Below are 20,192 nucleotides of genomic sequence, written 5' to 3'. Positions count from 1 at the left end.
ATGCTCTTGAACGGACAGGACCCGGCCGAGCTGCGCCGCGCCGCCGAGGCGCTGGCGGCGGGTGAGCTCGTGGGCCTGCCGACCGAGACGGTCTACGGCCTGGCTGCACGTGCCGATGTCGACGCGGCCGTGGCCAAGATCTTTGCCGCCAAGGGCCGCCCGGCCGACCATCCGCTGATCGTCCATGTGCTGGACGCCGAGGACGCCCTGCATTTCGCCGCCGAGCTGCCACCGGTGGCCCGGCGCCTGATCGCTGCCTTCTGGCCCGGCCCCTTGACGCTGATCGTGCCGCGCCGCGAAGGCGTGGCTGCTGCGGCGGCTGGTGGGCAGGGCACCATCGGCCTGCGCTGCCCGGCCCATCCGGTGGCCCGGGCCCTGCTGGAAGCGGCCCGTGCGCTGGGCGTCCGCGGCGTGGCCGCGCCCAGCGCCAACCGCTTCGGCCGCATCAGCCCGACGCGCGCCCGCCATGTGATCGAAGAATTCGAGCCCGGCCTGCTGGTGCTCGATGGTGGCGACTGCGACGTGGGCATCGAGTCCAGCATCGTGGATTGCAGCCGGGGTCATCCGGTGCTCCTGCGCCCCGGCGTGCTGACGCCGGCCCAGATCGAGGCCGCGGCCGGTGAGCCTCTGCGCCTGCCGGACGGTGAGGCCCCGCGGGCTTCCGGCACGCTGGCCGCCCATTACGCGCCACGGGCCCGGGTGCGCCTGTTTACCGGCGATGACCTGGCAGAACAGGTGGCGAAACATTGGTCACCGACGCTGGCGGTATATTCACGCACCGTCGCGCTGGGCGCGGGCGCGCTGATGCAGCGCATGCCCGACGACGCCTTGGCGGCGGCGCAGCAGCTTTTTGCGGTGCTGCGCGAGCTGGACGCCTCTGGTGCCAGCGAGATATGGATTGAGGAACCGCCGCCTGATCGCGCATGGGACGGCGTCAGGGATCGGTTGTCGCGCGCGGCGGCAGCCTTCAAAGGCTGAACCCGCGTGCAGCGAGTCGGTCTACAAGCAATGGATGGAGAGTTGATGAACAGGTTCAAGCATGGCGCCCGACGCTTCGGTCTGGCAATGCTGGGGGTGGCGGCGGCCATCCTGGTTGGATGCGGCGGCGGTTCCGAGCCCATCGAGAGATTCGCACCCAAGCGCATCATGGCTTTCGGCGACGAAAACCTGGCCATCACACCCCAGGGCAAGAAGTACACGATCAATGCCGTCGATACCAACGGGCAATTGGTCTGCCAGGGCAACCCGGTCTGGGTGCAATCGCTTTCCAGCTACTTCGGCCTGGTGTTCCCGCAGTGCAACCCGGAAAACATTGCTGCGCCGCAGGGCCAAATGTTTGCAAAGGCCGGCGCCACGGTAGCTGACGTGCGCAGCCAGCTGGACGTGTTCTTCTCGACCGGCACCTTCAATGCCCACGATCTGGTGGCGATGATGGCCGGGTCGAACGACATCCTGGAGTTGTACAAGCAATTCCCGGCCGTCAGCCGCGAATCCTTGATCAACAGTGCCCGCGACCTGGGCAAGCTGTGGGCCGCCCAGGTGAACCGTGTTGCCGATGCCGGCGGCCGGGTGGTCGTGCCGACCGTGCCGGACATGGGTGTCACGCCTTATGCGCTGAAGGAAAAGCTGACCAAGCAGGACACCGACCGGGCCAAGTTCCTGAGCGAGCTGACGACCGAGTTCAACACCAACTTCCGTCTCAACATCCGCAACGATGGCCGCAAGATCGGCCTGGTGCTGGCGGACGAGCGCATCCTCAATGCAGCGCGCTACCCGGCTTACTTCAACTTGAGCAACGGGACCGACCCCGCCTGCCTGACGACGGTGGCCATCACCGATTGCACCACCAAGACCTTGCTGGCCGAGGCCAGTGCCGACGGCTGGCTGTGGGCCAACGACTACTGGCTCGGCCCCGCTGGCCAGAACGTGATCGGCCAGGAAGCACTCTCGCGGGCTGTCAACAACCCGTTCTGACGCTGCTGCCTGATCGCTGTCGCATAAAGCGCAACGAAACCCCGACCTTGGCGACAAGGTCGGGGTTTTTACTTTCCGGGTGCGCGGAGTGGCGCACTTATAGTCTTTTTGTGAAAAACGAACGGTCGTTCTATTTTCAACATTCCGATCAACAAGAGAGACAACTCACTGCGAGGTTTGCATGAGCACCAAGAAACATCTGGCCCTGGCGGTCCTGGCCAGCGCCGCGCTGGCAGGCTGCGGCGGCGGCGCAAACAACAAGACCGATGATCCGCCGCCCGCGCGCGCGACCATCATCACGGCCCTGGTGGCCGGTGCGGCCACGGCCGCCCAGGTCGATGCCGGCACGGCGGCCTCTGGCGCCCAGGCGCTGACCGGCAAGGCGGTCTGCGATGTCGAAATCCGCTACGTGCTCTACATGACGCGCGATCCGATGGGCCTGCCGGCCACCGCTTCGGCCGGCGTGCTGGTGCCCAAGGGCACGGCCGCGGCCTGCACCGGCGAACGCCCGGTGCTGCTCTACGCCCACGGCACGACGACGACCAAGAGCTACAACATGGCCGACGTGCAGAAGAACGGCGAGGCCTCGCTGCTGATGGCCATGTATGCAGCCCAGGGCTTCATCGTCGTGGCGCCCAACTACCTGGGCTACGACAAGTCCTCGCTGTCCTACCACCCCTACCTGAATGCCGAGGCGCAGGCGATCGACATGGTTGACGGCCTGCGTGCCGCCAAGGCCAACCTGATGGCCGACAGCAGCACCAAGCCCTCCAGCAAGCTGTTCATCAGCGGCTATTCGCAGGGCGGCCATGTGTCGATGGCGACGCACAAGATCATCGAGCGAGACTACTCGTCCGAGTTCACCGTCACGGCCTCGGGTTCGATGTCCGGCCCCTACAACATGGTCGGCTTCGGTGACGTCGTGACTGGAGCAGGCCCGGTCAACGCCGGTGCCACGCTGTTCGTGCCGCTGCTGCTGACGAGCTATCAGAAGTCCTACGGGAACATGTACGCGAGCACGGCCGAGGCCTATCAGGCACCGTATGCCGCGAGCATCGAGACGCTGTTCCCGACCGACACGCCCATCGCCGACCTGATCGCCGGCGGCAAGCTGCCGGCCGACCCGACCTTCACCAAGCTGTTCGGTACCGGTGGCCTGTTGAACGACAGCTTCCGCGCCGGCTATCAGAGCTCCAACTACCGCAAGGCGCTGCAGACCAACACCCTGCTGGGCTTCACGCCCAAACGACCGGTGGCCATGTGCGGCGGCAAGCTTGATCCGACGGTGTTCTATGACGTCAACACCACGCTGATGTCCATGGACCTGAAGACGCGTGCCGCGCCTCTGGTGGCAGCTACCTATGACCTGGAGACGCTGTCCACGCTGCCGGCGGGCATCGTCGGCCAGACCATGTACGGTGGCTTCCAGCAGGCCAAGGCCGCGGCCGGTGCCAATGCGCAAGCGCAGTACCACGGCAGCCTGGTGCCGCCGTTCTGCACGGCGCTGATGCGCGGCTTCTTCCAAACGGTGCTGGCCTCCGGTCAGTAAGGCGAGCGACAAGCGGAGTACAACACCATGAAGAAATCTGTTCTCAAACTCGCCCTTGGCCTGGGCCTTGTCCTGGCGGCCGGCCTGGCTGCGGCGCAGGCCCACAGCGTCTACATCGGCGGTGTCTACCTCGACGTGCACGCCAAGGCGCCGGCGCTGGAAGGTGGTCCGGCGGTGCCGGCGCCAGGCGGCCTGCTGGACGTCGGTGATGCCAGCACCACCGGCTTCGGCTATGCCTATCACTTCACGCCGCAGTGGTCGGTCGAGGTGGCGTTGGGCATTCCGCCGCGCCACAAGGTCTATGGCCGTGGCTTCCTGGAGCCCTTTGGCCAGATCTCCTCGGTCAAGCAGCTGCCGCCGACGGTCTTCGTCAACTACCGCTTCGGCGAAATCATTCCGCGCCTCACCCCTCTCGTGGGGCTGGGTGTGAACTACACCAAGTTCAGCAGCGCCCACAGCACCGCCTCGGGCGATGCTGCCAGCGGTGGTTCGACCAAGATCAACGTGTCCGACTCCTGGGGCCTGGCCGCGCATGTGGGCCTGAACTTCCAGATCGACAAGAACTGGGCCCTGGTCGGCACGGTGGCGACGGCCAAGGTGAAGAGCGACATGAAGGCGGTCACCAGCACCCGCACGGGCGACGTGACCCGCACGACGACGATCGACTTCCGGCCGATCGCCTATTCGATGTCGCTGGGCTACTCGTTCTAGCAGACTTGTGCCTCGGCAACCCCCCGTCCTCGGCGCCTCGGGCGCCGGGCCGGGGGCTACACTTGCGCCATGATTTCATTGCTGGCCCTCGACAGCTCGACGGAAGCACTGACCCTGGCGCTCAGCGCTCCGCCGGAGCGCTTTTTTTTTGAAGGCGAGGGCGGTGCCAAGGCCTCGGCCGAGATCCTGCCGCAGGTGCAGGCGCTCCTGAGCCGGGCCGGCCTGCGCGGCGAACAGATTGACGCGATTGCCTTCGGCCGCGGCCCGGGGGCGTTCACCGGTTTGCGCACCGCTTGCGCGGTGGCGCAGGGCCTGGCCTTGGGCTGGAACAAGCCGGTGCTGGCCATCGACAGCCTGATGCTGGTTGCAGAAGATGCTCGCCAGCAAGGCGCTCCGCTTGCTGCGCCTCTCTGGGTTCTGATGGATGCCCGCATGAACGAGATCTATGCCGGCAGCTATCAATGGGCAGATGGCGGCTGGCAGACGCTGGATGCGCCCGCGCTCTACAGTCCCGAGGCCTTGAAGGCCCATTGGAAAGATCAGGCGCCGAGCGCCGTCTGTGGCTCGGCCTTGCAGCCTTTTGCAGCGCAATTGGCGCTGGGCGATGTGCCGGCCTGGCCCGCGACGCGCTCGCGTGCCGCTGCACTCGCCAGCCTGGCCGAGCAGGCCTGGCTGGCCGGCGAAAAGCTCGATGCGGCTGATGCCATGCCGCTCTATGTGCGAGACAAGGTGGCGCAGACCACGGCGGAGCGCGCGGCCATTGCCGCTGCGGCGCAAGGGGCCCACCCATGAGCGCCCAGCCGCAAAGCCTGTTCGCCATCCTGCCCTTGCGCCTGGTCGATCTTGACGCAGTGCTGCTGATCGAGCAGCAGGCCTACAGCTTTCCCTGGACGCATGGCAACTTCGTCGATTCGCTGGCGGCCGGCTATGAGGCCTGGGCGCTGTGGGAAGGCCGCGGCCAGCAATCGCGCTTGCTGGGCTACTTCCTGGCGCTGCAAGGCGTCGATGAAATGCACCTGCTCAACATCACCGTGCAGCCGGCCCGCCAAGGTCAGGGCCTGGCGCGCCTGATGCTGGACGAGCTCTGTGCCCGCAGCCGGGCGCTGGGCCGTACACAGGTCTGGCTGGAGGTGCGGCAGAGCAATGAACGCGCGCGGCAGGTCTACCAGCGCTATGGATTTTCCGAGGTCGGCCTGCGCCGCGCCTACTATCCGGCGGGGCCGGGCAAGCGAGAAGATGCGATCCTGATGAGTCTCAATCTGGCAGAGGCCGGCACATGAACTGGGATGCGCGTCAGCAGGCGATGTTGGAGGCGATGGGCTACAAGCTCTGGTCGATGCCAGCCGCTGCGCCTGCCGAGCCTGAAGCGGTGGCAGCGGCTCCAGCAGCCGCGCCAGCGCCTGCCGTCGCGCGGGAAGCGGCCCGGCCTGCCGTGCCAGTCATGCAGGCGCTCGCGCCGGCCTTGCCTCAGCGTGCCGCGGCGCCCTCGTCGCGCCCTGAAATCGCGGGCCTGGACTGGCAGCAACTGCAGGAAAGCGTGGCCGGCTGTCGCGCCTGCGGCCTGTGCGCAAGCCGCAAGCAGACGGTGTTCGGCGTTGGCAACGAGCAGGCGCACTGGATGATCGTCGGCGAGGCGCCGGGCGAGCAGGAAGACCAGCAGGGCGAGCCCTTCGTTGGCACTGCCGGCCAGTTGCTGGACAGCATGCTGCGCGCGATCGGCCTGACTCGCAGCGAAGCGCCGCCCGAGAAGCAGGTCTTCATCGCCAACACCTTGAAGTGCCGGCCGCCGCGCAACCGCAATCCCGAGCCCGAAGAGCTGGCGGCCTGCCAGCCCTATCTGGAACGTCAGCTGCAGCTGATCAAGCCTCGCATCATCCTGGCCCTGGGTCGCTTCGCCGTGCAGTCGCTGCTGGGCAGCAACGAAGCCATCGGCAGGCTGCGCGGCAAGGTGCACAGCTACCAGGGCATACCGGTGATCGTCAGCTACCACCCGGCCTATCTGCTGCGCAATCTCTCGGACAAGGCCCGGGCCTGGGAAGACCTGTGCCTGGCGATGAGCACCTTGCAAGCGCAGGCGGCGCGATGAGCGAAGCCCGCGAGCAACAGGACATCGCCAACGCCCGGCTGCGCCTGATCGCCGACGCGGTGCCGGCCTTGATCGCGCTGTATGACGCCAGGACCGACGCCTGCCTGTTTGCCAATCGCCGCTATGCGCAGATGTTCGGTCTCGACGAGCAGAGCATTCTTGGGCGCAGCTTTGCGGAGGTCATCGGCCCGGGTGCGGCAGCGCAGATCCAGTGGGCTGTGGACCGGGTCAAGCTGGAGCAGCAGCCAGCCAATTACGAGCGCCAGCTGGAAGACGGCCGCTGGATCGAAGTCAACCTGATACCGCATTTCGATGCGGCGGGCGAGCTGATTGCCAGCTGCGTGCTGATCAACGACATCTCCAAGCATCGCCGCGCCGAGCAGCGGGCCCGCGACTCGCAGCAGCGCCTCGACAAGTTCATGCATGCGACGGTGGAAGGCATCCTCTTCCACCGCGATGGCGTGGTGACCGATGTGAACCCGCCGCTGTGCACGCTGGTGGGCTACTCGCTGGAAGAGATGATCGGCCGGCGTGCCTTGTCCTTCGTGGCCGAGGACGAACTGGCCAAGGTGCAGCAGGTGATGGGCGCCTCGCGCGAGCTGCGCTACGAGACCGCCGTGGTGCACAAGGATGGCACGCGCATCCCGGTCGAGTTCATCGTCCGCACCATGGAGATGGAAGGCGAGAAGCTGCGCATGACCATCGTGCGCGACATCCGTGACCGCATCGCTGCGCAGGCGCGCATCCAGCACCTGGCGCATCACGATTCGCTCACGCAGCTGCTCAACCGCAGCGCCTTCATGGAAAAGCTGCAGCCGGCGCTGGAGAAAGCGGGCCAGCAGGGCCGCCAGCTGGCGCTGCTCTTCATCGACCTCGACAACTTCAAGCGCGTCAACGATTCACTGGGTCATCTGGAAGGCGACCAGGTCCTGACCACCGTATCGCGCCGCATCACCGGCTGCCTGCGCGCCAGCGACCTGGTGGGTCGCTTTGGCGGCGACGAGTTCGTGGTGCTGCTGGAAGACATCCACCACCGCGACGATGTGCTGGTCGTGCTGCGCGCGCTGCTCGACGTGGTCGAGGTGCCGGTCAATGCGGACGGGCGCGAGCTCTCGGTCACACCCTCGATTGGCGTGGCCATGTTCCCCGAGCACGGCGAGACGGCGCAGGAGCTGATCCAGCATGCCGACACGGCCATGTACCAGGCGAAATCCCGGGGACGCGCGACCTACGAGTTCTTCGTGCCATCGCTGGCAGAGAGCGCCTATGCCGATCTGGTGATCGAAAGTGAGCTGGGCACGGGCCTGGATGAAGGCGAGTTCCTGCTTTTCTATCAACCGCAGATCGATGCCGCGAGCGGCAAGCTCGTTGGCGCCGAGGCGCTGCTGCGCTGGCGCCATCCGCAGCGCGGCCTGCTCACGCCCGAGGCCTTCATCGCGGTGGCCGAGCGCCATCGCCTGATGTTGCCGCTGTCGGACTGGGTGCTGGCCGAGGCCGCGCGGCAGGCGCGCCGCTGGCATGACGCCGGCCTGCCGCCGCTGCGCATCGCCGTGAATCTCTCCAGCATGCAGTTCCGCCTGGACAGCTTTGCCTGCACCGTGGCCGGCGTGCTGGGCGAGTCCGGCGCGCGCGGTGACTGGCTGGAGCTCGAGCTGACCGAGCGCATGCTGATCGACGACATCGACCACGCACCGGCCACACTGGCCGAACTGCGCGCGCAGGGGCTGACGATCTCGGTCGATGATTTCGGCACCGGCCACACCTCGCTGGCCCACCTGACGCAGCTGCCCCTGGACAAACTCAAGATCGACCAGGGCTTTGTTGCCAAGCTGCCCGACGATGCCGGTGCCATGGCCATCACGCGCGCCATCACCGAAATGGCCCGCGGCCTGGGGCTCAAGGTCAGCGCAGAAGGCTTGCGCACGCGCGAGCAATGGCAGCTGCTGGCCGACTGGGGCTGCGACGAGCTGCAAGGCGAGCTGATTGCCGACCCGATGCCGGCGGCCGAGTTCGAAGCCTGGGCCCGCACCTGGAGCCCGAGGCAGGCATGAGCCAGGTGCTGGAATCGCTGATACGCCGCGAGATTGCCGCAGCGGAAGGCTGGATAGGTTTCGACCGATTCATGGCACTGGCACTGTATGCACCAGATCTAGGTTATTACACCAACCAGCGCCGCAAGTTCGGCCTGATGCCGGAAAGCGGTTCCGACTTCGTCACGGCGCCCGAGCTTTCGCCGCTGTTCGGCAGGGCGCTCGCGCATCAAGTGGCACAGGCCTTGGACGCCACGGGTACGGACACCGTCTGGGAGTTTGGCGCCGGCAGCGGCGCGCTGGCCGAGCAGTTGCTGAGAGCGCTCGGCGACAAGCTGGCGCACTATCGCATCGTCGATCTCTCCGGCAGCCTGCGGCAGCGCCAGGCCGAGCGGCTGGCGCCCTGGGCGCACAAGATCGAATGGCTGGATCGCCTGCCCGACGTCATGGAGGGCGTGATCGTCGGCAACGAGGTGCTTGATGCGATGCCGGTGCAATTGCTGCACTACGACGGCAGCCGGTGGCTGGAGCGCGGCGTGGTGGCGAGTGATGCCGGCTTTGGCTGGTCAGATCGACCCACCGACGCGAAGCCACCGTTCGACGCGCCCTTCGTGCCCGGAACGATCACCGAGACTCACGAGCAGGCCGAAGGTTTCATCCGCACCATCGCGGCGACGCTCGAGCGCGGCGCCGTGTTCCTGCTCGACTACGGCTTCCCCGAAGCCGAGTACTACCACCCGCAACGCATCGGTGGCACGCTGATGTGCCATCACGAGCACAAGGCCGATCCTGATCCGCTGGTCCTGGTGGGCGAGAAGGACATCACCGCCCATGTCAACTTCACTGGCGTCGCCATGGCCGGCCAGGACGCCGGTTTGACGGTGCTGGGCTACACGAGCCAGGCCAACTTCCTGATCAACTGCGGGCTGGTCGAGTTGATGGGCGATGCACCGCTTGCCGAGCGTGCAATGGCCCACAAGCTGATCACCGAACATGAGATGGGCGAGCTGTTCAAGGTGATCGGCTTTGTGGCGGGCGAGGCTGAGTTCGATGCCCTGGGCTTCACCAGAGGCGATCGCTGCCATACGCTGTAGCTTGGAGCTGGCGGGAAGGCCGCATGCGGCACGTTGCGGACTCTTGCCTTCTTCCTCGAAGGTACGTCGAAGATCAGGCCGCCAGCGGGCACCCCTTCGCTCCTGTCCCCCGTCACCGGCCTGCGGCCGGCGCCTCCTCCTTTACCTCGCTGCGGGGCACCCACTGCCGTCCTGCTCCGCACCACCGTGGCCTGCGCCGGGTGGCAGGCGCAGGTTCGGCCGAGGGCGTCGGGTGAGGGTTTGGGCGAGGTAAAGGAGGAGGATCGGGCGAAGCCCGGTCCGGGGGACAGGAGCACAAGCCCTCACCCGATGGCCTCGGCAGCGCGAAAGAAGGAAACAGCGTGTGGCTGCTATGTGCCGCCTGCCGGCATCGTGCTGGAGGCGGTGCTTCCCGTAAACTCGGCCGCGTACTGCGTCGCAGCGGCGCCGGGCTGGTTCATCAATCAGAACCCGTAGCGCGACCTGTCACGGTTCACAGCGCCCGCCTGTGGTGAGCCGGCTCCAGCACATCTCTTTTCCGCATGGAAAGCTATCTGTTCGACTGGGCCAATCTGCTGCTGCGCTGGCTCCACCTGATCACCGTGATCGCCTGGATAGGCGCTTCGTTCTACTTCGTCTGGCTCGACAACCACCTCGTCAAGCCAGAATCGCCGGAGCTCAAGGGCAAGGGCGTGGACGGCGAGCTGTGGGCCGTCCATGGCGGCGGTTTCTACAACCCGCAGAAGTACATGGTGGCGCCGCCCAATCTGCCGCAGCACCTGCACTGGTTCTACTGGGAAAGCTACTGGACCTGGATGAGCGGCTTCGCGCTGTTCGTCGTGCTCTATCTCTTCAATGCCAGCAGCTTCCTGATCGACAAGCGGGTGCATGACTGGGCGCCTCCTGCGGCCATCGCGTCAGCCCTCGGCTTCCTCGCCGCAGGCTGGGTCGCCTATGACCAGATCTGCCGCCAATTTGGGCGTCGCAAAGATGGGAGCATCGGCAACGACGGCCTCGTGCTGGGTCTTGTTGCAGTGTTCGTCGTCATCGCCGCCTGGGCCGCCTGCCAGCTGTTTGCCGGCCGCGCGGCCTTCCTGATCGTCGGCGCCATGATCGCCACGATGATGAGCGCCAACGTGCTGTTCTGGATCATCCCGGGTCAGAAGCAGGTGATTGCCGACATGCGTGCCGGCCGGCCGGTGGACCCGGTGCACGGCCAGCGCGGCAAGCAGCGCAGCGTGCACAACACCTACTTCGGCCTGCCTGTGCTGATCGCCATGCTCAGCAACCACTACGGCATGCTCTACAGCCATGCGCAGAACTGGCTCGTGCTGAGCGTCCTGATGGCCGCAGGCGTTCTCATCCGCACCTTCTTCGTCAAGCGACACAAGGGTGTCAACAGCTGGGGCCTGGTGGCCGGCGCGCTCGTGCTGCTGGCCGGCTTGATCGTCTGGATGGCCCCACAGAAGCAGGCCGCCGCACCCGCGCCGACACTGGCCGAAGTGAAGGCCTTGATCGACTCCCGCTGCATCGCCTGCCACACCGGCATCGCGGCGCAGAAGGGCATGAGGCTGGACAGCGCCGAGGCGATACAGACGCAGGCGGCCGCGATCTATCAGCAGGTTGTGCTGCAGAAAACCATGCCCTTGAACAACGCCACCGGCATCACCGAGGCCGAGCGCGCATTGCTGGGCCGCTGGTTCGAGTCGCTGCAGCAGCAACAACAAGCACGCTGATGCTGACCGACCCGCGCGCCCTCCTGCGCCATCTCTACGAGGTGGCCGTGGCGCGTGCCCTGCCTGCGCGTGTGCTGGCCGCCCACCTGCCGCCGCCACCAAAAGGCCGAACGCTGGTGCTGGGCGCCGGCAAGGCCGGTGGCTCGATGGCGCAGGCGCTGGAAGCTGCCTGGCCGACCGATGCGCCCTTGAGCGGCCTCGTCATCACCCGCTACGGCCACCGGCCGCCGGACTATCTGCCGCGCCGTATCGAGCTGGTCGAGGCCGCGCATCCCGTACCCGATGCGGCTGGCCTTCAAGCGGCCGAGCGCATGCAGGCGCTGACGCAAGGCCTGACGCCGGACGATCTGGTGATCTGCCTGATTTCCGGCGGCGGCTCGGCGCTGCTGAGCCTGCCGGCCGAGGGCCTGAGCTTGGCCGACAAGCAGCAGCTCAACCGCGCCCTGCTCGACAGCGGTGCCGACATCACGCAGATGAACTGCGTGCGCAAGCATCTTTCGCGCATCAAGGGCGGGCGCCTGGCTGCTGCCTGTGCGCCAGCCCAGGTGCTGACGCTGATGATCAGCGATGTGCCCGGCGACGACGCGGCCGTCATCGCCAGCGGCCCGACGGTGCCCGACCCCAGCAGCTGCGGCGATGCCCTGGCCATCTGCGCCCGCTACGGCATCACACTGCCAGACGTCGCTCGCCGCGGCCTTGAGAGCGGTGCTTTCGAAACGCCCAAGCCGGGCGACCCTCGCTTCGCCGGCCACGCGCTGCGCATGCTCGCCACGCCGCGCCAGAGTCTTGACGCAGCAGCCGAAGCGGCTCGCTCGCTGGGTTTGCAGGCGCATGTCCTGAGCGATGAGATCGAAGGCGAGGCGCGCGATATCGGCGCGATGCATGCGGCCCTCGCCCGCTCCGTGGCTCGCCTGGGCCAGCCCTTTGCCCGGCCCTGCGTGCTGCTCTCCGGCGGCGAAACGACAGTGACTGTGCGCAATCCACAGGGCCGCGGTGGCCGGGCTGGCGAGTTCCTGCTCGGCTGCGCCCTGGGGCTGGCCGGCGAGGCGGGCGTCCACGCGCTGGCCGCTGACACCGATGGCATCGACGGCAAGCAGGACAACGCCGGAGCGCTGCTGTCACCCGACAGCCTGGCACGCGCGCAAGCCCTCGGCCTGAAGCCGCGCGAGCTCCTGCAGGCCAACTGCGCCTACGACTTCTTCGAGGTCCTCGGGGACCTGCTGGTGACCGGGCCGACTTTCACCAACGTCAACGACTTCCGCGCACTGCTGATTCTCTGAGGCCGCTCCGGGTCCGATGAACAAGCTTTGACAAAGAACAAGGATCGCGGCGGCGCTATGGCCGACAGTGGATGCATCGTCAGATCGCCCTTTTGCGCCATGGACTCCCAGATCAAAGTCAACGGTTCCCATCACCCGCGTCCTGGCCCGTCGGACGCGAAGGTCGGCCCCTTGCTGCTCGGTGAGGCGGGCGCCGCAAGCGAAGCCTTGCAGGAGTTCGAGAGCCTCGGTGCCCGGCGTCGCCTTGACGTGGGTGAAACGGTGCTGTCGCGTGAGCTGGCCGCCACCGAGCTGGTCGCGGTGATCGAAGGCGTGGTCGGCCTGGGCATGCAGGCCGGTGAGGCCTTCCAGCTGGAACGCAGCGTGCGTGCGCCGCAATGGCTGGACCTCAGCAGCGCCTGGCTGGGCGCCAACTACGCCCAGGACGCCCGGGTGCTGGAGCGAGCCACGGTGCTCTACTTCCCGATTGCGACGCTGCGTCCGCTCCTGCATCGCGAGCCGGTTCTGCAGCATTCGCTGATGCGGGCGCTGGCCCAGCAGGTACATCGCCTCACGGCCGCCACCCAAGAGCTGATGCACAAGGGCGCCGAGAAGCGTCTCGCCGCCTGGCTACTGCAGCATCACAAGCAGAGTGCCGCCAACGGCTCGACGCTCCTGCAGCTGAACGAGCGCAAGCGCGACATTGCCGCGCAACTGGCCATCGCGCCCGAAACGCTGTCGCGCATGATGCGCGAGTTGAAGCGCAAGGGCCTGATCGAGGTGCAGGGCTACCGCGTGCAGCTGCTGGACCTGCCCGCCTTGCAACGCGAGGCGGCGGCAGTTTGAACTTCTGAGCAATAGTCCCTCGCCCGTGGGGCAGATCCTCTTGGACAGCGGCGCCATGTCTCCCTAGACTGGCTCATCACTTTCATTTTCTTTCCTGTCCGGAGCCCGCGCATGAGTGCCCAAGCCGCAGAAAAATTCTTCCACAAGAACGCCGCCCTGCCAGCCATGCCTGAAGTGGCCAGCCGGCTGCTGAAGAGCTTCGACGACGACAACATCAGCCTGGCGGCCATCGCCGAGCTGGTGGGCAAGGATTCGACGCTGGCCGCCAAGGTGCTGCGTCTGGCGAACTCGGCCCGCTACAGCCCCTCGCACCAGATCGCCAGCCTGCAGGACGCGGCGGCCGCCCTCGGCATGGACACGCTGCGCAACCTGGCCCTGGGCGCCTGCCTGGCCGGCGCCTTCCCGGTGGTCAAGGGCCTGGACCGGACGCGCTTCTGGCGCCACAGCGTCAGCACGGCGGCCTATGCCCGCATCCTCTCCAACGTCGTGCGCCTGGACGCCGACACCGCCTACCTCGCCGGCCTGATGCTGCGCACCGGCCAGCTTCTGATGGCGATGACCGAGCCCGAGCTGGTGGCCGACGTGGAGGCGCATGCCGATGAGCCGGGCAGCCGCTATTCGCTGGAGCAGCACCGCTTCGATTGCACCCATGCCGACGTGACCGCCTCGCTGGCCAGCCACTGGCATTTCCCGGCGCCGCTGACCGAGTCCTTCCGGCTGGCCAACAACCCGCTGGAGCTGCGCCCGTTCTCGCTGATGGCGGCCGTGCTGCACCTGGCCGAGGTGCTGGCCGACGCGGCCGAGCAGAAAATCAAGCCTTCCGATGCACTGCAGACGGCCGTGCCCGACCTGGTCGAGCATCTGCATCTGGACCTGGATTACCTCGAGGCCAAGATCGCAGCGGCAGGCGACGTGGCGAGCGACGTGGATTCGATGCTGGGCTGATCCCTCAGCCCAGCGCTTAGCCCAGCGCTCAGGCCAGAGCTTCCAGGGCCGCCAGCCGTGCCGCCTGTATGGCGCGCCCGATGTCGACGCCCTTGAGATTGCGTGCGAGCGCGTCGGCCGAGACGGCCGCCAGGTCCAGCCCCTGCAGCGTGCCGAGGTCGCGCTGCAATAGCGCGCGCTGCGGATAGTCGCGCTCTTCCAGGCCCAGGCGGCCGCGTGCGTCGCACTCGCAGGCCTGCAGCATCTGCTCGAAGCGCTCCGGCCGGCGCAAGCCATCGCAGCGCTCGATCAGGCGCAGCCGCGCCGAGGGCGAGAAGCCCTCGCTCTGATGCACATGCGTGTGCTCGCGCGCCACCAGCTCGGCCAGCTCGGCGCAATCGCGTGGCACGCGCCAGCGCTCGCTGACCTGCCGGGCCAGCCGCGCGCTGCGGCCCTCATGGGCGATGTGCCGCGGCAGCAGGTCCTCTGGCGTCAGGCCCTTGCCGAGGTCGTGGCAGAGGCAGGCATAGCGCACGGTCAGCGGCGCATCGACCCTGGCGCATTGGTCCAGCACCATCAGCGCATGGAGGCCGCAGTCAATCTCGGGATGGTGCTCGGCCGGCTGCGGCACGCCGAACAGCGCATCCAGCTCGGGCAGCAGGCGTGCGAGGGCGCCGCATGAGCGAAGCAGCTCGAACATCCGCGAGGGCCTGGCCTCCATCAGCCCGCGCGCCAGCTCCTGCCAGACGCGCTCGGCCACCAGGGCGTCCACCTCGCCGGCGGCCACCATCTGCTGCATCAGCGCCTGCGTTTCGGGCGCGACAGCAAAGTCAGGAAAGCGGGCGCCGAAGCGCGCCAGCCGCAGGATGCGCACCGGGTCTTCGGCAAAGGCTTCAGACACATGACGGAACATGCGCGCGTCAAGATCGCGCTGGCCGCCGTAGGGGTCGATCAGCTGGCCGTCGCTGGCCTGCGCCATGGCATTGATCGTCAGGTCGCGGCGTGCCAGGTCCTGCTCCAGCGTCACCTCGGGCGCCGCATGGAAGTCGAAGCCGTGATAGCCGGGGCCGGTCTTGCGCTCGGTGCGGGCCAGCGCATATTCCTCGTGCGTCTCCGGGTGCAGGAAGACCGGGAAGTCCTTGCCCACAGGCAGATAGCCTTGGGCCAGCATTTCATCCGGCCGGGCGCCGACGACGACCCAGTCCACATCCGAGACGGGACGCCCGAGCAGGCGGTCCCGCACCACGCCACCGACTTGATAGAGCTGCATCAGCCCATTGTCGGGGCAGTCCGGTAGGGCTCGTCCTCGGCCACCCAGACATGCTCTTGCAGCGCATCCGCCACCCAGGCCTTGACTGCGCCGGTCTGCTCCACGCGCTGCGCATAGGCGCGCGCGGCTGCAGACAGCGGCAGGCCGTAGCGCGTCACGCGCATTACCACCGGCGCGAAATAGGCATCCGCCGCGCCGAACTCGCCGAACAGGAAGGGCCCGCCGTGGGCCGCGAGCTGCTCGCTCCAGATCGCATCGATGCGGGCCAGATCGGCCACGAGACCGGGTTCCTCGGCCAGGAACTTCGGGCCCAGGGCCTTCAGATCGGCTTCGATATTCATCGGGCACAGGCCGCGCAGCTTGCCGAAGCCGGCGTGCATCTCGGCGCACAGCGCGCGGGCCTTGGCACGCTGGCGGGCATCGCGCGGCCAGACCGCCTTGTCGGGATGCTGCTCGGCGATGTACTCGATGATGGCCAGCGAATCCCAGACCGAGAAGCCATCGGCCTCGACGACCACCGGCACCCGGCCGGCCGGGCCCACGCCTTGCAGCGCGGTATAGAAGGGCGAGCCGGGTGCGAAGTCGAACAGCACCTTGTGCTCTTCGAACGGGATGCCCAGTTCCTTGAGCAGCACCCAGGGCCTCATGGACCAGGACGAGTAGTTCTTGTTGCCGATGATCAGACGCATGGCGAAGCTCCTTTGATGTTGGCCTGCATGCTAGACCGGCCGCGCTAGGGCAACGCTGAGCTTTCGGCAAGCCAGCGTTGCCGGCGCCGCATCGTTGACCGGGTTCAGCGCAGCTCGCTGCTCAAGCCCGCCGAACTGGCTTCGCGCGGGCCTATGGTGCGGCCCAGGTGATCGCGGAGCAGGGGCTTGTCGCGGCCCAGGATCTGCGCGTAGATGGTGGTGTTGGACAGCACCTTCTTCACATAGTCGCGCGTCTCGTTGAAGGGGATGCTCTCCGCCCAGATCGCTGCATCCAGCGTCGGGCCGTCACGCCAGCGGCGCGAGCGCGAAGGGCCGGCGTTGTAGGCCGCGGCAGCAAGGGGCAGGGAGCCGTCGAAGTTGTCGAGCACCATCTTCAGGTAGTGCGTGCCCAGCAGCAGGTTGCGGTCGCGGTCGTTCAGGTCGCCGGCCTTGAACTCGAGGCCGTTCTTCCTGGCCAGCCATTTGGCGGTCGCCGGCATCACCTGCATCAGGCCTGAGGCGCCAACGCTGGAGCGGGCGTCGTGCACGAAGCGCGATTCCTGGCGGATCAGGCCGTAGACGGCCGCCGCATCCACGCCCACTTCGCCGGCCGTGGCCAGCACCTGCTGGCGCAGGGGCGTGGGGAAGCGCTGCGCCATGTCGACCTCGACCTTGGTGCGTTCGCTGGCGTTGATGCAGCGGTCCCAGACCTGCTGGTCGCAAGCGAGCTGGGCAGCGGCGAGCAGCTCCCGGTCGCCCATGCCGCGCAGGCTGTAGTTCCATTCCCGCACGCCCTCGCTGCGCAGGCCCAGCTCGAGCAGGGCCAAGGCGCGGCGCAGGCCCGGGTGGGCGGCGGCTTGTTCCTTCTCGCTGGCGGTGAGCGGCATCGGCGCTGGTGGCAGGCGCAGGATCAGGCCGAGTTCATCGGCGGCCAGCTTGCCGTAGAAATTCAGGGGCGACGCCAGCGACTGCAGGACGGCCCGTGCCTGCGCGCGCTGCGCATCGCCCGGTGCGCCTACCGGGGCGCTGTTGAGCTGCGCATGGGCGCGCCAGTACTGCCAGGCGTCGCTGCGCTGCTCGTTCGGGCCGAGGCGGTCGATCGCCTGCAGCAGCTCGGCATCGCGGCCGGTATGCGCCACGCGCAGCGCTGCACGGGCGGCCCAGGCGAGGGTGTCTTCGCTCCATTCGATGCTGCTATCGCCTTGGAGCGTGAGCGCGCGCTGGTAGTAGCGCATGGCCTCAGGCTGCAGGCGCAGGGCCGATTGGCGGCCGATCTGGCCCCAGACCCAGGCGGCCAGCTCGTTGGGCAGGCGCCTTTCCCATTTGCTGGTCATCAGCTCGGCGGCCTGGCCCGGGTCGCTGCCGGCGACGCGGATCAGCGCCAGCGTGTCCAGCTCCTGCTGGCCGCGCACGGCACTGGCGACGCGCCGACTCAGGAACTTGCCGGCGCTGTCCTGCAAGCTTGCCAGCGCGGCCAGCGTCGGCTTGCCCAAGAGCGTGCCGGCCTGCTTCACGGCGCGCGGCTTGTTGGCCTCGATGGAGAGCCGCAGCTTGAGCCAGACGTCGGCCTGGCTCAGCTTCCTGGCCTCAAACAGCGTGGTGGCCAGCAGATTGCAGCCGTCGTCGCCGTCCTTCTGGGCCAGCCAGGTGGCACGGGCCGTGGCCTTCACGTCGCGGCCCGCCTGGTACTCGGTCAGGACCCCATAGCAGGTGACCTCGCGGTCGTCATTCATCCTGAAGCGCGGAAAGTCCTGGACAAAATTCTTCCAGTCGCGGCGCCGGCCGAGCTCCAGAAGCCAGTCGTTGCGCAGCCGGTCTTCCACATAGCTGCCGCGCCAGCGCGTGTAAAAGGCTTCGACCTCCGCTTGGCTGACTTCGGCCAGGCGCAGGCCCAGGTCCCAATAGGCGATCCAGGGTGCCAGCAGGTACTGGCTGCGCTCGGCTTCGACGCTCAACTGGCTCAGCTGCTTGCGGTCGCGCTTGTCCAGCGCCTGCCTGGCCTGGTTCAGCGGTTCCGGATTGGGCGCAGCCAGGGCAGGCGCAGCCAGCAGGGCTGCTCCATATACTGCCCAGGCCAGGGCCCGGCTGCGGCTCTTCGAGATCATCAACAACAACGCTTTCATCTTGCTCAATATGGATGCCACAGTGCCACAGCCCAAGCCTTCCGCAGCGCATTCGCGGGCCGAATTGCGGCAAGAGTTGCTGGCGCGCCGCAAAGAATGGCTGGCCACGCCGGCCGCTCATGCTGCGGCGCTGGCGCTGAGCCGCTCCCTGCACGCGGTGCTGGAGCAATTGGAACCGCAATGCCTGGGGCTTTATTGGCCTCTTGAAGGTGAATTTAACGCAGCCGACGCGCTGCTTCCTCATTCAGAACTGCTGGATTGCCCCCTGGCCCTGCCCTTCGCCTACAAGAGCCCCCGCCGCATGGAATACCGTCGCTGGGATGGCCAGGTGCCCACGGTGAACGACGAATGCGGCATCGGCAGCAGCGCCGGTGCGCTGGTGCAGCCCGATGTGGTGCTGGTGCCCTGCGTGGGCTTCACGGCCGAGGGCTACCGGCTGGGCTATGGCGGCGGCTATTACGACCGCTGGCTGGCCGAGCATCCAGGCGTGATCAGCGTCGGCCTGGCCTGGAACCTGGGGCGCACGCATTTTGCGATCGAGCCGCATGACCAGGCCCTGACCCTGGTCTTGACCGAGACCGAAGTGATCAGCCCCTGAGGCTGTCCATGTCGCCTCGGCAGACCTGTGCCTGCTCGCGGATCCAGGCTGCAAACTGCAAGACCTCCGGCCGTTCGCGGCCCTGGGCTGACAGCAGGAGCCAGTAGGCATAGGGGCTTTCGGCCCGCGCGCTGGCACCGAAGGGCTCGACCAGTTCGCCGCGCAGCAGCGCCTGCTGGCACATCGCCAATCGCCCCAAGGCCAGAGCCTGGCCGGCGAGCGCGGTCTGCACCTGCTGGTGCGCATAGCTCAGATACAGCCATCGGCGCGGCTGCAGGTGCGGCTGCCCCTGCGCCGCGAGCCATGAGCGCCAGCTCAAGGAGCCGTCGTAGCGGCGCTCGTCGTCGTCTTCTACCAGCGTGTGCCGCGCGAGATCGGCCACGCGTCGCAGGGCCGGACCCTGGGCGAGCAGGGCAGGGCTGGCCACGGGGCTCAGCATCTCGTCGAACAGCCACTCGGCACCCGGTGTTGGCGCGGACTTGCGCTGATGGCGCAGCGCGAGATCGAGCTCGCCTTCGTCCAGATCGACCATCGCATCCTGCGCCGAGACGCGGATGTCGATGTCTGGATGCTGGCGCTGGAAGTCTTGCAGCCGCGGCAGCAGCCACAGCGAGGCGAAGGAGGCAAAGGTCGAGACGGTGACCACCCGGCGACCCTGGGTCTCGCGGATCTGGCGCACGGTGTCGTCCAGCTTCTTCACTGCGGCCTTGGTGGCGCGGAGCAGTTCAGCGCCATCGGTCGTCAGCTCCACGTGGCGGCTGCCACGCAACAGCAAGGCGGTGCCGATTTCGTCTTCCAGGGCCTGCACCTGGCGGCTGACGGCCGAGGGGCTCAGGTTCAATTCATCAGCCGCGGCCCGAAAGCTGGAAAGCCGCGCCACGGCTTCGAACGCGCGCAGCGGACCGATGGCCAGTGGGCGCTGTCGGGCCGGCGTTCTGCTCATGCCTTGCTGCGCCTGGCCGGGGTTGTCTTGGCCTGCGCCGCACGCAAGGCTGCATCCAGCGCCAGCCGAGCCCAGGGCTGCATCAGGGCCGGTGACTCCAGCGCCTCTTCGGGCGGCCGGTAGTACTTGATCTCCATCGTCGCGCCATCTTTCTGCTGAAAGACGAAAGGCTCGCAGCCCGCCGCCACGAACTGCGCGCGGTTGATGTCGTCGGTCTTCAGGTAGAGCTGCTCGTCGGCGACGATGGCAATGAAGAAGTCGTCCAGGTAGATGCCGTAGCCGCCGAACATGCGCCGCCAGCGCACGCTGCCCAGGGGCTGCAGAAGTTCCACGCAATGGGCGACGAATTCATTCAGGGCGGCCATGGCGCTATCGTAGTCG

General features: G+C 67.4%; 19 protein-coding genes. 14 read left to right on the top strand and 5 right to left on the bottom strand.

The features are described from left to right. The 13 genes from ABT392_RS16185 (at nucleotide 1) to ABT392_RS16125 (ending at nucleotide 14,209) form a co-directional block, all read left to right on the top strand. Nucleotides 1-978: an L-threonylcarbamoyladenylate synthase gene (locus ABT392_RS16185; protein WP_395385282.1), complete on the top strand. Its 978-nt coding sequence runs from the start codon at nucleotides 1-3 to the stop codon at nucleotides 976-978. Nucleotides 979-1,023: 45 nt separating this feature from the next. Beyond that, a complete protein-coding gene (locus ABT392_RS16180) occupies nucleotides 1,024-1,974 on the top strand; it encodes an SGNH/GDSL hydrolase family protein (protein ID WP_334278383.1) in 951 nt (316 codons plus the stop codon). 181 nt (nucleotides 1,975-2,155) lie between these two features. Continuing rightward, entirely contained in the window at nucleotides 2,156-3,523 is a 1,368-nt protein-coding gene (locus tag ABT392_RS16175; protein WP_334278382.1) for an alpha/beta hydrolase family protein, read from the top strand. A 27-nt stretch (nucleotides 3,524-3,550) separates the two neighbouring features. Continuing rightward, nucleotides 3,551-4,234: an OmpW/AlkL family protein gene (locus ABT392_RS16170; protein WP_334278381.1), complete on the top strand. Its 684-nt coding sequence runs from the start codon at nucleotides 3,551-3,553 to the stop codon at nucleotides 4,232-4,234. A gap of 69 nt (nucleotides 4,235-4,303) precedes the next feature. Next, the gene (tsaB, locus tag ABT392_RS16165; protein WP_464970822.1) at nucleotides 4,304-5,026 is read left to right on the top strand and encodes a tRNA (adenosine(37)-N6)-threonylcarbamoyltransferase complex dimerization subunit type 1 TsaB; all 723 of its coding nucleotides are present in this window, start codon (nucleotides 4,304-4,306) and stop codon (nucleotides 5,024-5,026) included. Further along, a complete protein-coding gene (gene rimI, locus ABT392_RS16160; RefSeq protein WP_334278379.1) occupies nucleotides 5,023-5,514 on the top strand; it encodes a ribosomal protein S18-alanine N-acetyltransferase in 492 nt (163 codons plus the stop codon). Before tsaB ends, rimI begins: the two co-directional genes overlap by 4 nt. Further along, nucleotides 5,511-6,320, top strand: a complete 810-nt coding sequence (locus tag ABT392_RS16155; RefSeq protein ID WP_334278378.1) for a uracil-DNA glycosylase — start codon at nucleotides 5,511-5,513, stop codon at nucleotides 6,318-6,320. The genes rimI and ABT392_RS16155 overlap by 4 nt, the downstream gene beginning before the upstream one ends. Then, entirely contained in the window at nucleotides 6,317-8,371 is a 2,055-nt protein-coding gene (locus ABT392_RS16150) for a putative bifunctional diguanylate cyclase/phosphodiesterase (protein ID WP_395385284.1), read from the top strand. The genes ABT392_RS16155 and ABT392_RS16150 overlap by 4 nt, the downstream gene beginning before the upstream one ends. Further along, nucleotides 8,368-9,444 carry a class I SAM-dependent methyltransferase gene (locus ABT392_RS16145; RefSeq protein WP_395385285.1) on the top strand — a complete coding sequence of 359 codons (1,077 nt, stop codon included), beginning with the start codon at nucleotides 8,368-8,370 and terminating at the stop codon, nucleotides 9,442-9,444. The genes ABT392_RS16150 and ABT392_RS16145 overlap by 4 nt, the downstream gene beginning before the upstream one ends. A gap of 521 nt (nucleotides 9,445-9,965) precedes the next feature. After that, a complete protein-coding gene (locus tag ABT392_RS16140; RefSeq protein WP_395385286.1) occupies nucleotides 9,966-11,159 on the top strand; it encodes a urate hydroxylase PuuD in 1,194 nt (397 codons plus the stop codon). Further along, complete coding sequence (locus ABT392_RS16135) at nucleotides 11,159-12,439, top strand: glycerate kinase type-2 family protein (protein WP_395385287.1); 1,281 nt, start codon at nucleotides 11,159-11,161, stop codon at nucleotides 12,437-12,439. The genes ABT392_RS16140 and ABT392_RS16135 overlap by 1 nt, the downstream gene beginning before the upstream one ends. 99 nt (nucleotides 12,440-12,538) lie before the next feature. Further along, nucleotides 12,539-13,264: a Crp/Fnr family transcriptional regulator gene (locus tag ABT392_RS16130; RefSeq protein WP_334278373.1), complete on the top strand. Its 726-nt coding sequence runs from the start codon at nucleotides 12,539-12,541 to the stop codon at nucleotides 13,262-13,264. Between the two features lie 111 nt (nucleotides 13,265-13,375). Further along, on the top strand, nucleotides 13,376-14,209 hold the full coding sequence (locus ABT392_RS16125) for an HDOD domain-containing protein (RefSeq protein WP_395385288.1): 834 nt from the start codon (nucleotides 13,376-13,378) through the stop codon (nucleotides 14,207-14,209). 28 nt (nucleotides 14,210-14,237) lie between these two features. On the opposite strand, the gene ABT392_RS16120 is transcribed toward ABT392_RS16125, so the two are convergent. The 3 genes from ABT392_RS16120 to ABT392_RS16110 form a co-directional block, all read right to left on the bottom strand. Then, entirely contained in the window at nucleotides 14,238-15,458 is a 1,221-nt protein-coding gene (locus ABT392_RS16120) for a multifunctional CCA addition/repair protein (protein ID WP_395385289.1), read from the bottom strand. After that, on the bottom strand, nucleotides 15,458-16,147 hold the full coding sequence (locus ABT392_RS16115) for a glutathione S-transferase family protein (protein WP_395385290.1): 690 nt from the start codon (nucleotides 16,145-16,147) through the stop codon (nucleotides 15,458-15,460). The genes ABT392_RS16120 and ABT392_RS16115 overlap by 1 nt, the downstream gene beginning before the upstream one ends. Nucleotides 16,148-16,251: 104 nt before the next feature. After that, the gene (locus tag ABT392_RS16110; RefSeq protein WP_395385291.1) at nucleotides 16,252-18,270 is read right to left on the bottom strand and encodes a lytic transglycosylase domain-containing protein; all 2,019 of its coding nucleotides are present in this window, start codon (nucleotides 18,268-18,270) and stop codon (nucleotides 16,252-16,254) included. A 22-nt stretch (nucleotides 18,271-18,292) separates the two neighbouring features. Here ABT392_RS16110 and ABT392_RS16105 point away from each other — a divergent pair, with 22 nt between their 5' ends. After that, nucleotides 18,293-18,868, top strand: coding sequence for a 5-formyltetrahydrofolate cyclo-ligase (locus ABT392_RS16105; protein ID WP_334278368.1), 576 nt, complete (start codon nucleotides 18,293-18,295; stop codon nucleotides 18,866-18,868). Here the strand turns inward: ABT392_RS16105 and ABT392_RS16100 are convergent. Together ABT392_RS16100 and ABT392_RS16095 are read right to left on the bottom strand one after the other, a co-directional pair. Then, nucleotides 18,858-19,811 carry a LysR substrate-binding domain-containing protein gene (locus ABT392_RS16100; protein WP_334278367.1) on the bottom strand — a complete coding sequence of 318 codons (954 nt, stop codon included), beginning with the start codon at nucleotides 19,809-19,811 and terminating at the stop codon, nucleotides 18,858-18,860. The two genes, ABT392_RS16105 and ABT392_RS16100, sit on opposite strands and share 11 nt — an antisense overlap. After that, nucleotides 19,808-20,176: a TfoX/Sxy family protein gene (locus ABT392_RS16095; RefSeq protein WP_334278366.1), complete on the bottom strand. Its 369-nt coding sequence runs from the start codon at nucleotides 20,174-20,176 to the stop codon at nucleotides 19,808-19,810. Before ABT392_RS16095 ends, ABT392_RS16100 begins: the two co-directional genes overlap by 4 nt. Between the last annotated feature and the right edge of the window lie 16 nt (nucleotides 20,177-20,192).

Origin of the sequence: Paucibacter sp. JuS9, assembly GCF_044043925.2 — a bacterium.
GTDB lineage: Bacteria > Pseudomonadota > Gammaproteobacteria > Burkholderiales > Burkholderiaceae_C > JAUASW01.
Note: the sequence above shows the minus strand (reverse complement) of the source record. Positions and strands in the feature narration are given on the sequence as shown.

Coding starts and splice junctions, on each gene's coding strand:
- ABT392_RS16130 (WP_334278373.1), top strand. CDS start 12,539: ATGGACTCCCAGATCAAAGTCAACGGTTCCCATCACCCGCGTCCTGGC.
- ABT392_RS16140 (WP_395385286.1), top strand. CDS start 9,966: ATGGAAAGCTATCTGTTCGACTGGGCCAATCTGCTGCTGCGCTGGCTC.
- ABT392_RS16185 (WP_395385282.1), top strand. CDS start 1: ATGCTCTTGAACGGACAGGACCCGGCCGAGCTGCGCCGCGCCGCCGAG.
- ABT392_RS16150 (WP_395385284.1), top strand. CDS start 6,317: ATGAGCGAAGCCCGCGAGCAACAGGACATCGCCAACGCCCGGCTGCGC.
- ABT392_RS16125 (WP_395385288.1), top strand. CDS start 13,376: ATGAGTGCCCAAGCCGCAGAAAAATTCTTCCACAAGAACGCCGCCCTG.
- ABT392_RS16175 (WP_334278382.1), top strand. CDS start 2,156: ATGAGCACCAAGAAACATCTGGCCCTGGCGGTCCTGGCCAGCGCCGCG.
- ABT392_RS16145 (WP_395385285.1), top strand. CDS start 8,368: ATGAGCCAGGTGCTGGAATCGCTGATACGCCGCGAGATTGCCGCAGCG.
- rimI (WP_334278379.1), top strand. CDS start 5,023: ATGAGCGCCCAGCCGCAAAGCCTGTTCGCCATCCTGCCCTTGCGCCTG.
- ABT392_RS16095 (WP_334278366.1), bottom strand. CDS start 20,176: ATGGCCGCCCTGAATGAATTCGTCGCCCATTGCGTGGAACTTCTGCAG.
- tsaB (WP_464970822.1), top strand. CDS start 4,304: ATGATTTCATTGCTGGCCCTCGACAGCTCGACGGAAGCACTGACCCTG.
- ABT392_RS16180 (WP_334278383.1), top strand. CDS start 1,024: ATGAACAGGTTCAAGCATGGCGCCCGACGCTTCGGTCTGGCAATGCTG.
- ABT392_RS16110 (WP_395385291.1), bottom strand. CDS start 18,270: ATGAAAGCGTTGTTGTTGATGATCTCGAAGAGCCGCAGCCGGGCCCTG.
- ABT392_RS16120 (WP_395385289.1), bottom strand. CDS start 15,458: ATGCAGCTCTATCAAGTCGGTGGCGTGGTGCGGGACCGCCTGCTCGGG.
- ABT392_RS16135 (WP_395385287.1), top strand. CDS start 11,159: ATGCTGACCGACCCGCGCGCCCTCCTGCGCCATCTCTACGAGGTGGCC.
- ABT392_RS16115 (WP_395385290.1), bottom strand. CDS start 16,147: ATGCGTCTGATCATCGGCAACAAGAACTACTCGTCCTGGTCCATGAGG.
- ABT392_RS16155 (WP_334278378.1), top strand. CDS start 5,511: ATGAACTGGGATGCGCGTCAGCAGGCGATGTTGGAGGCGATGGGCTAC.
- ABT392_RS16170 (WP_334278381.1), top strand. CDS start 3,551: ATGAAGAAATCTGTTCTCAAACTCGCCCTTGGCCTGGGCCTTGTCCTG.
- ABT392_RS16100 (WP_334278367.1), bottom strand. CDS start 19,811: ATGAGCAGAACGCCGGCCCGACAGCGCCCACTGGCCATCGGTCCGCTG.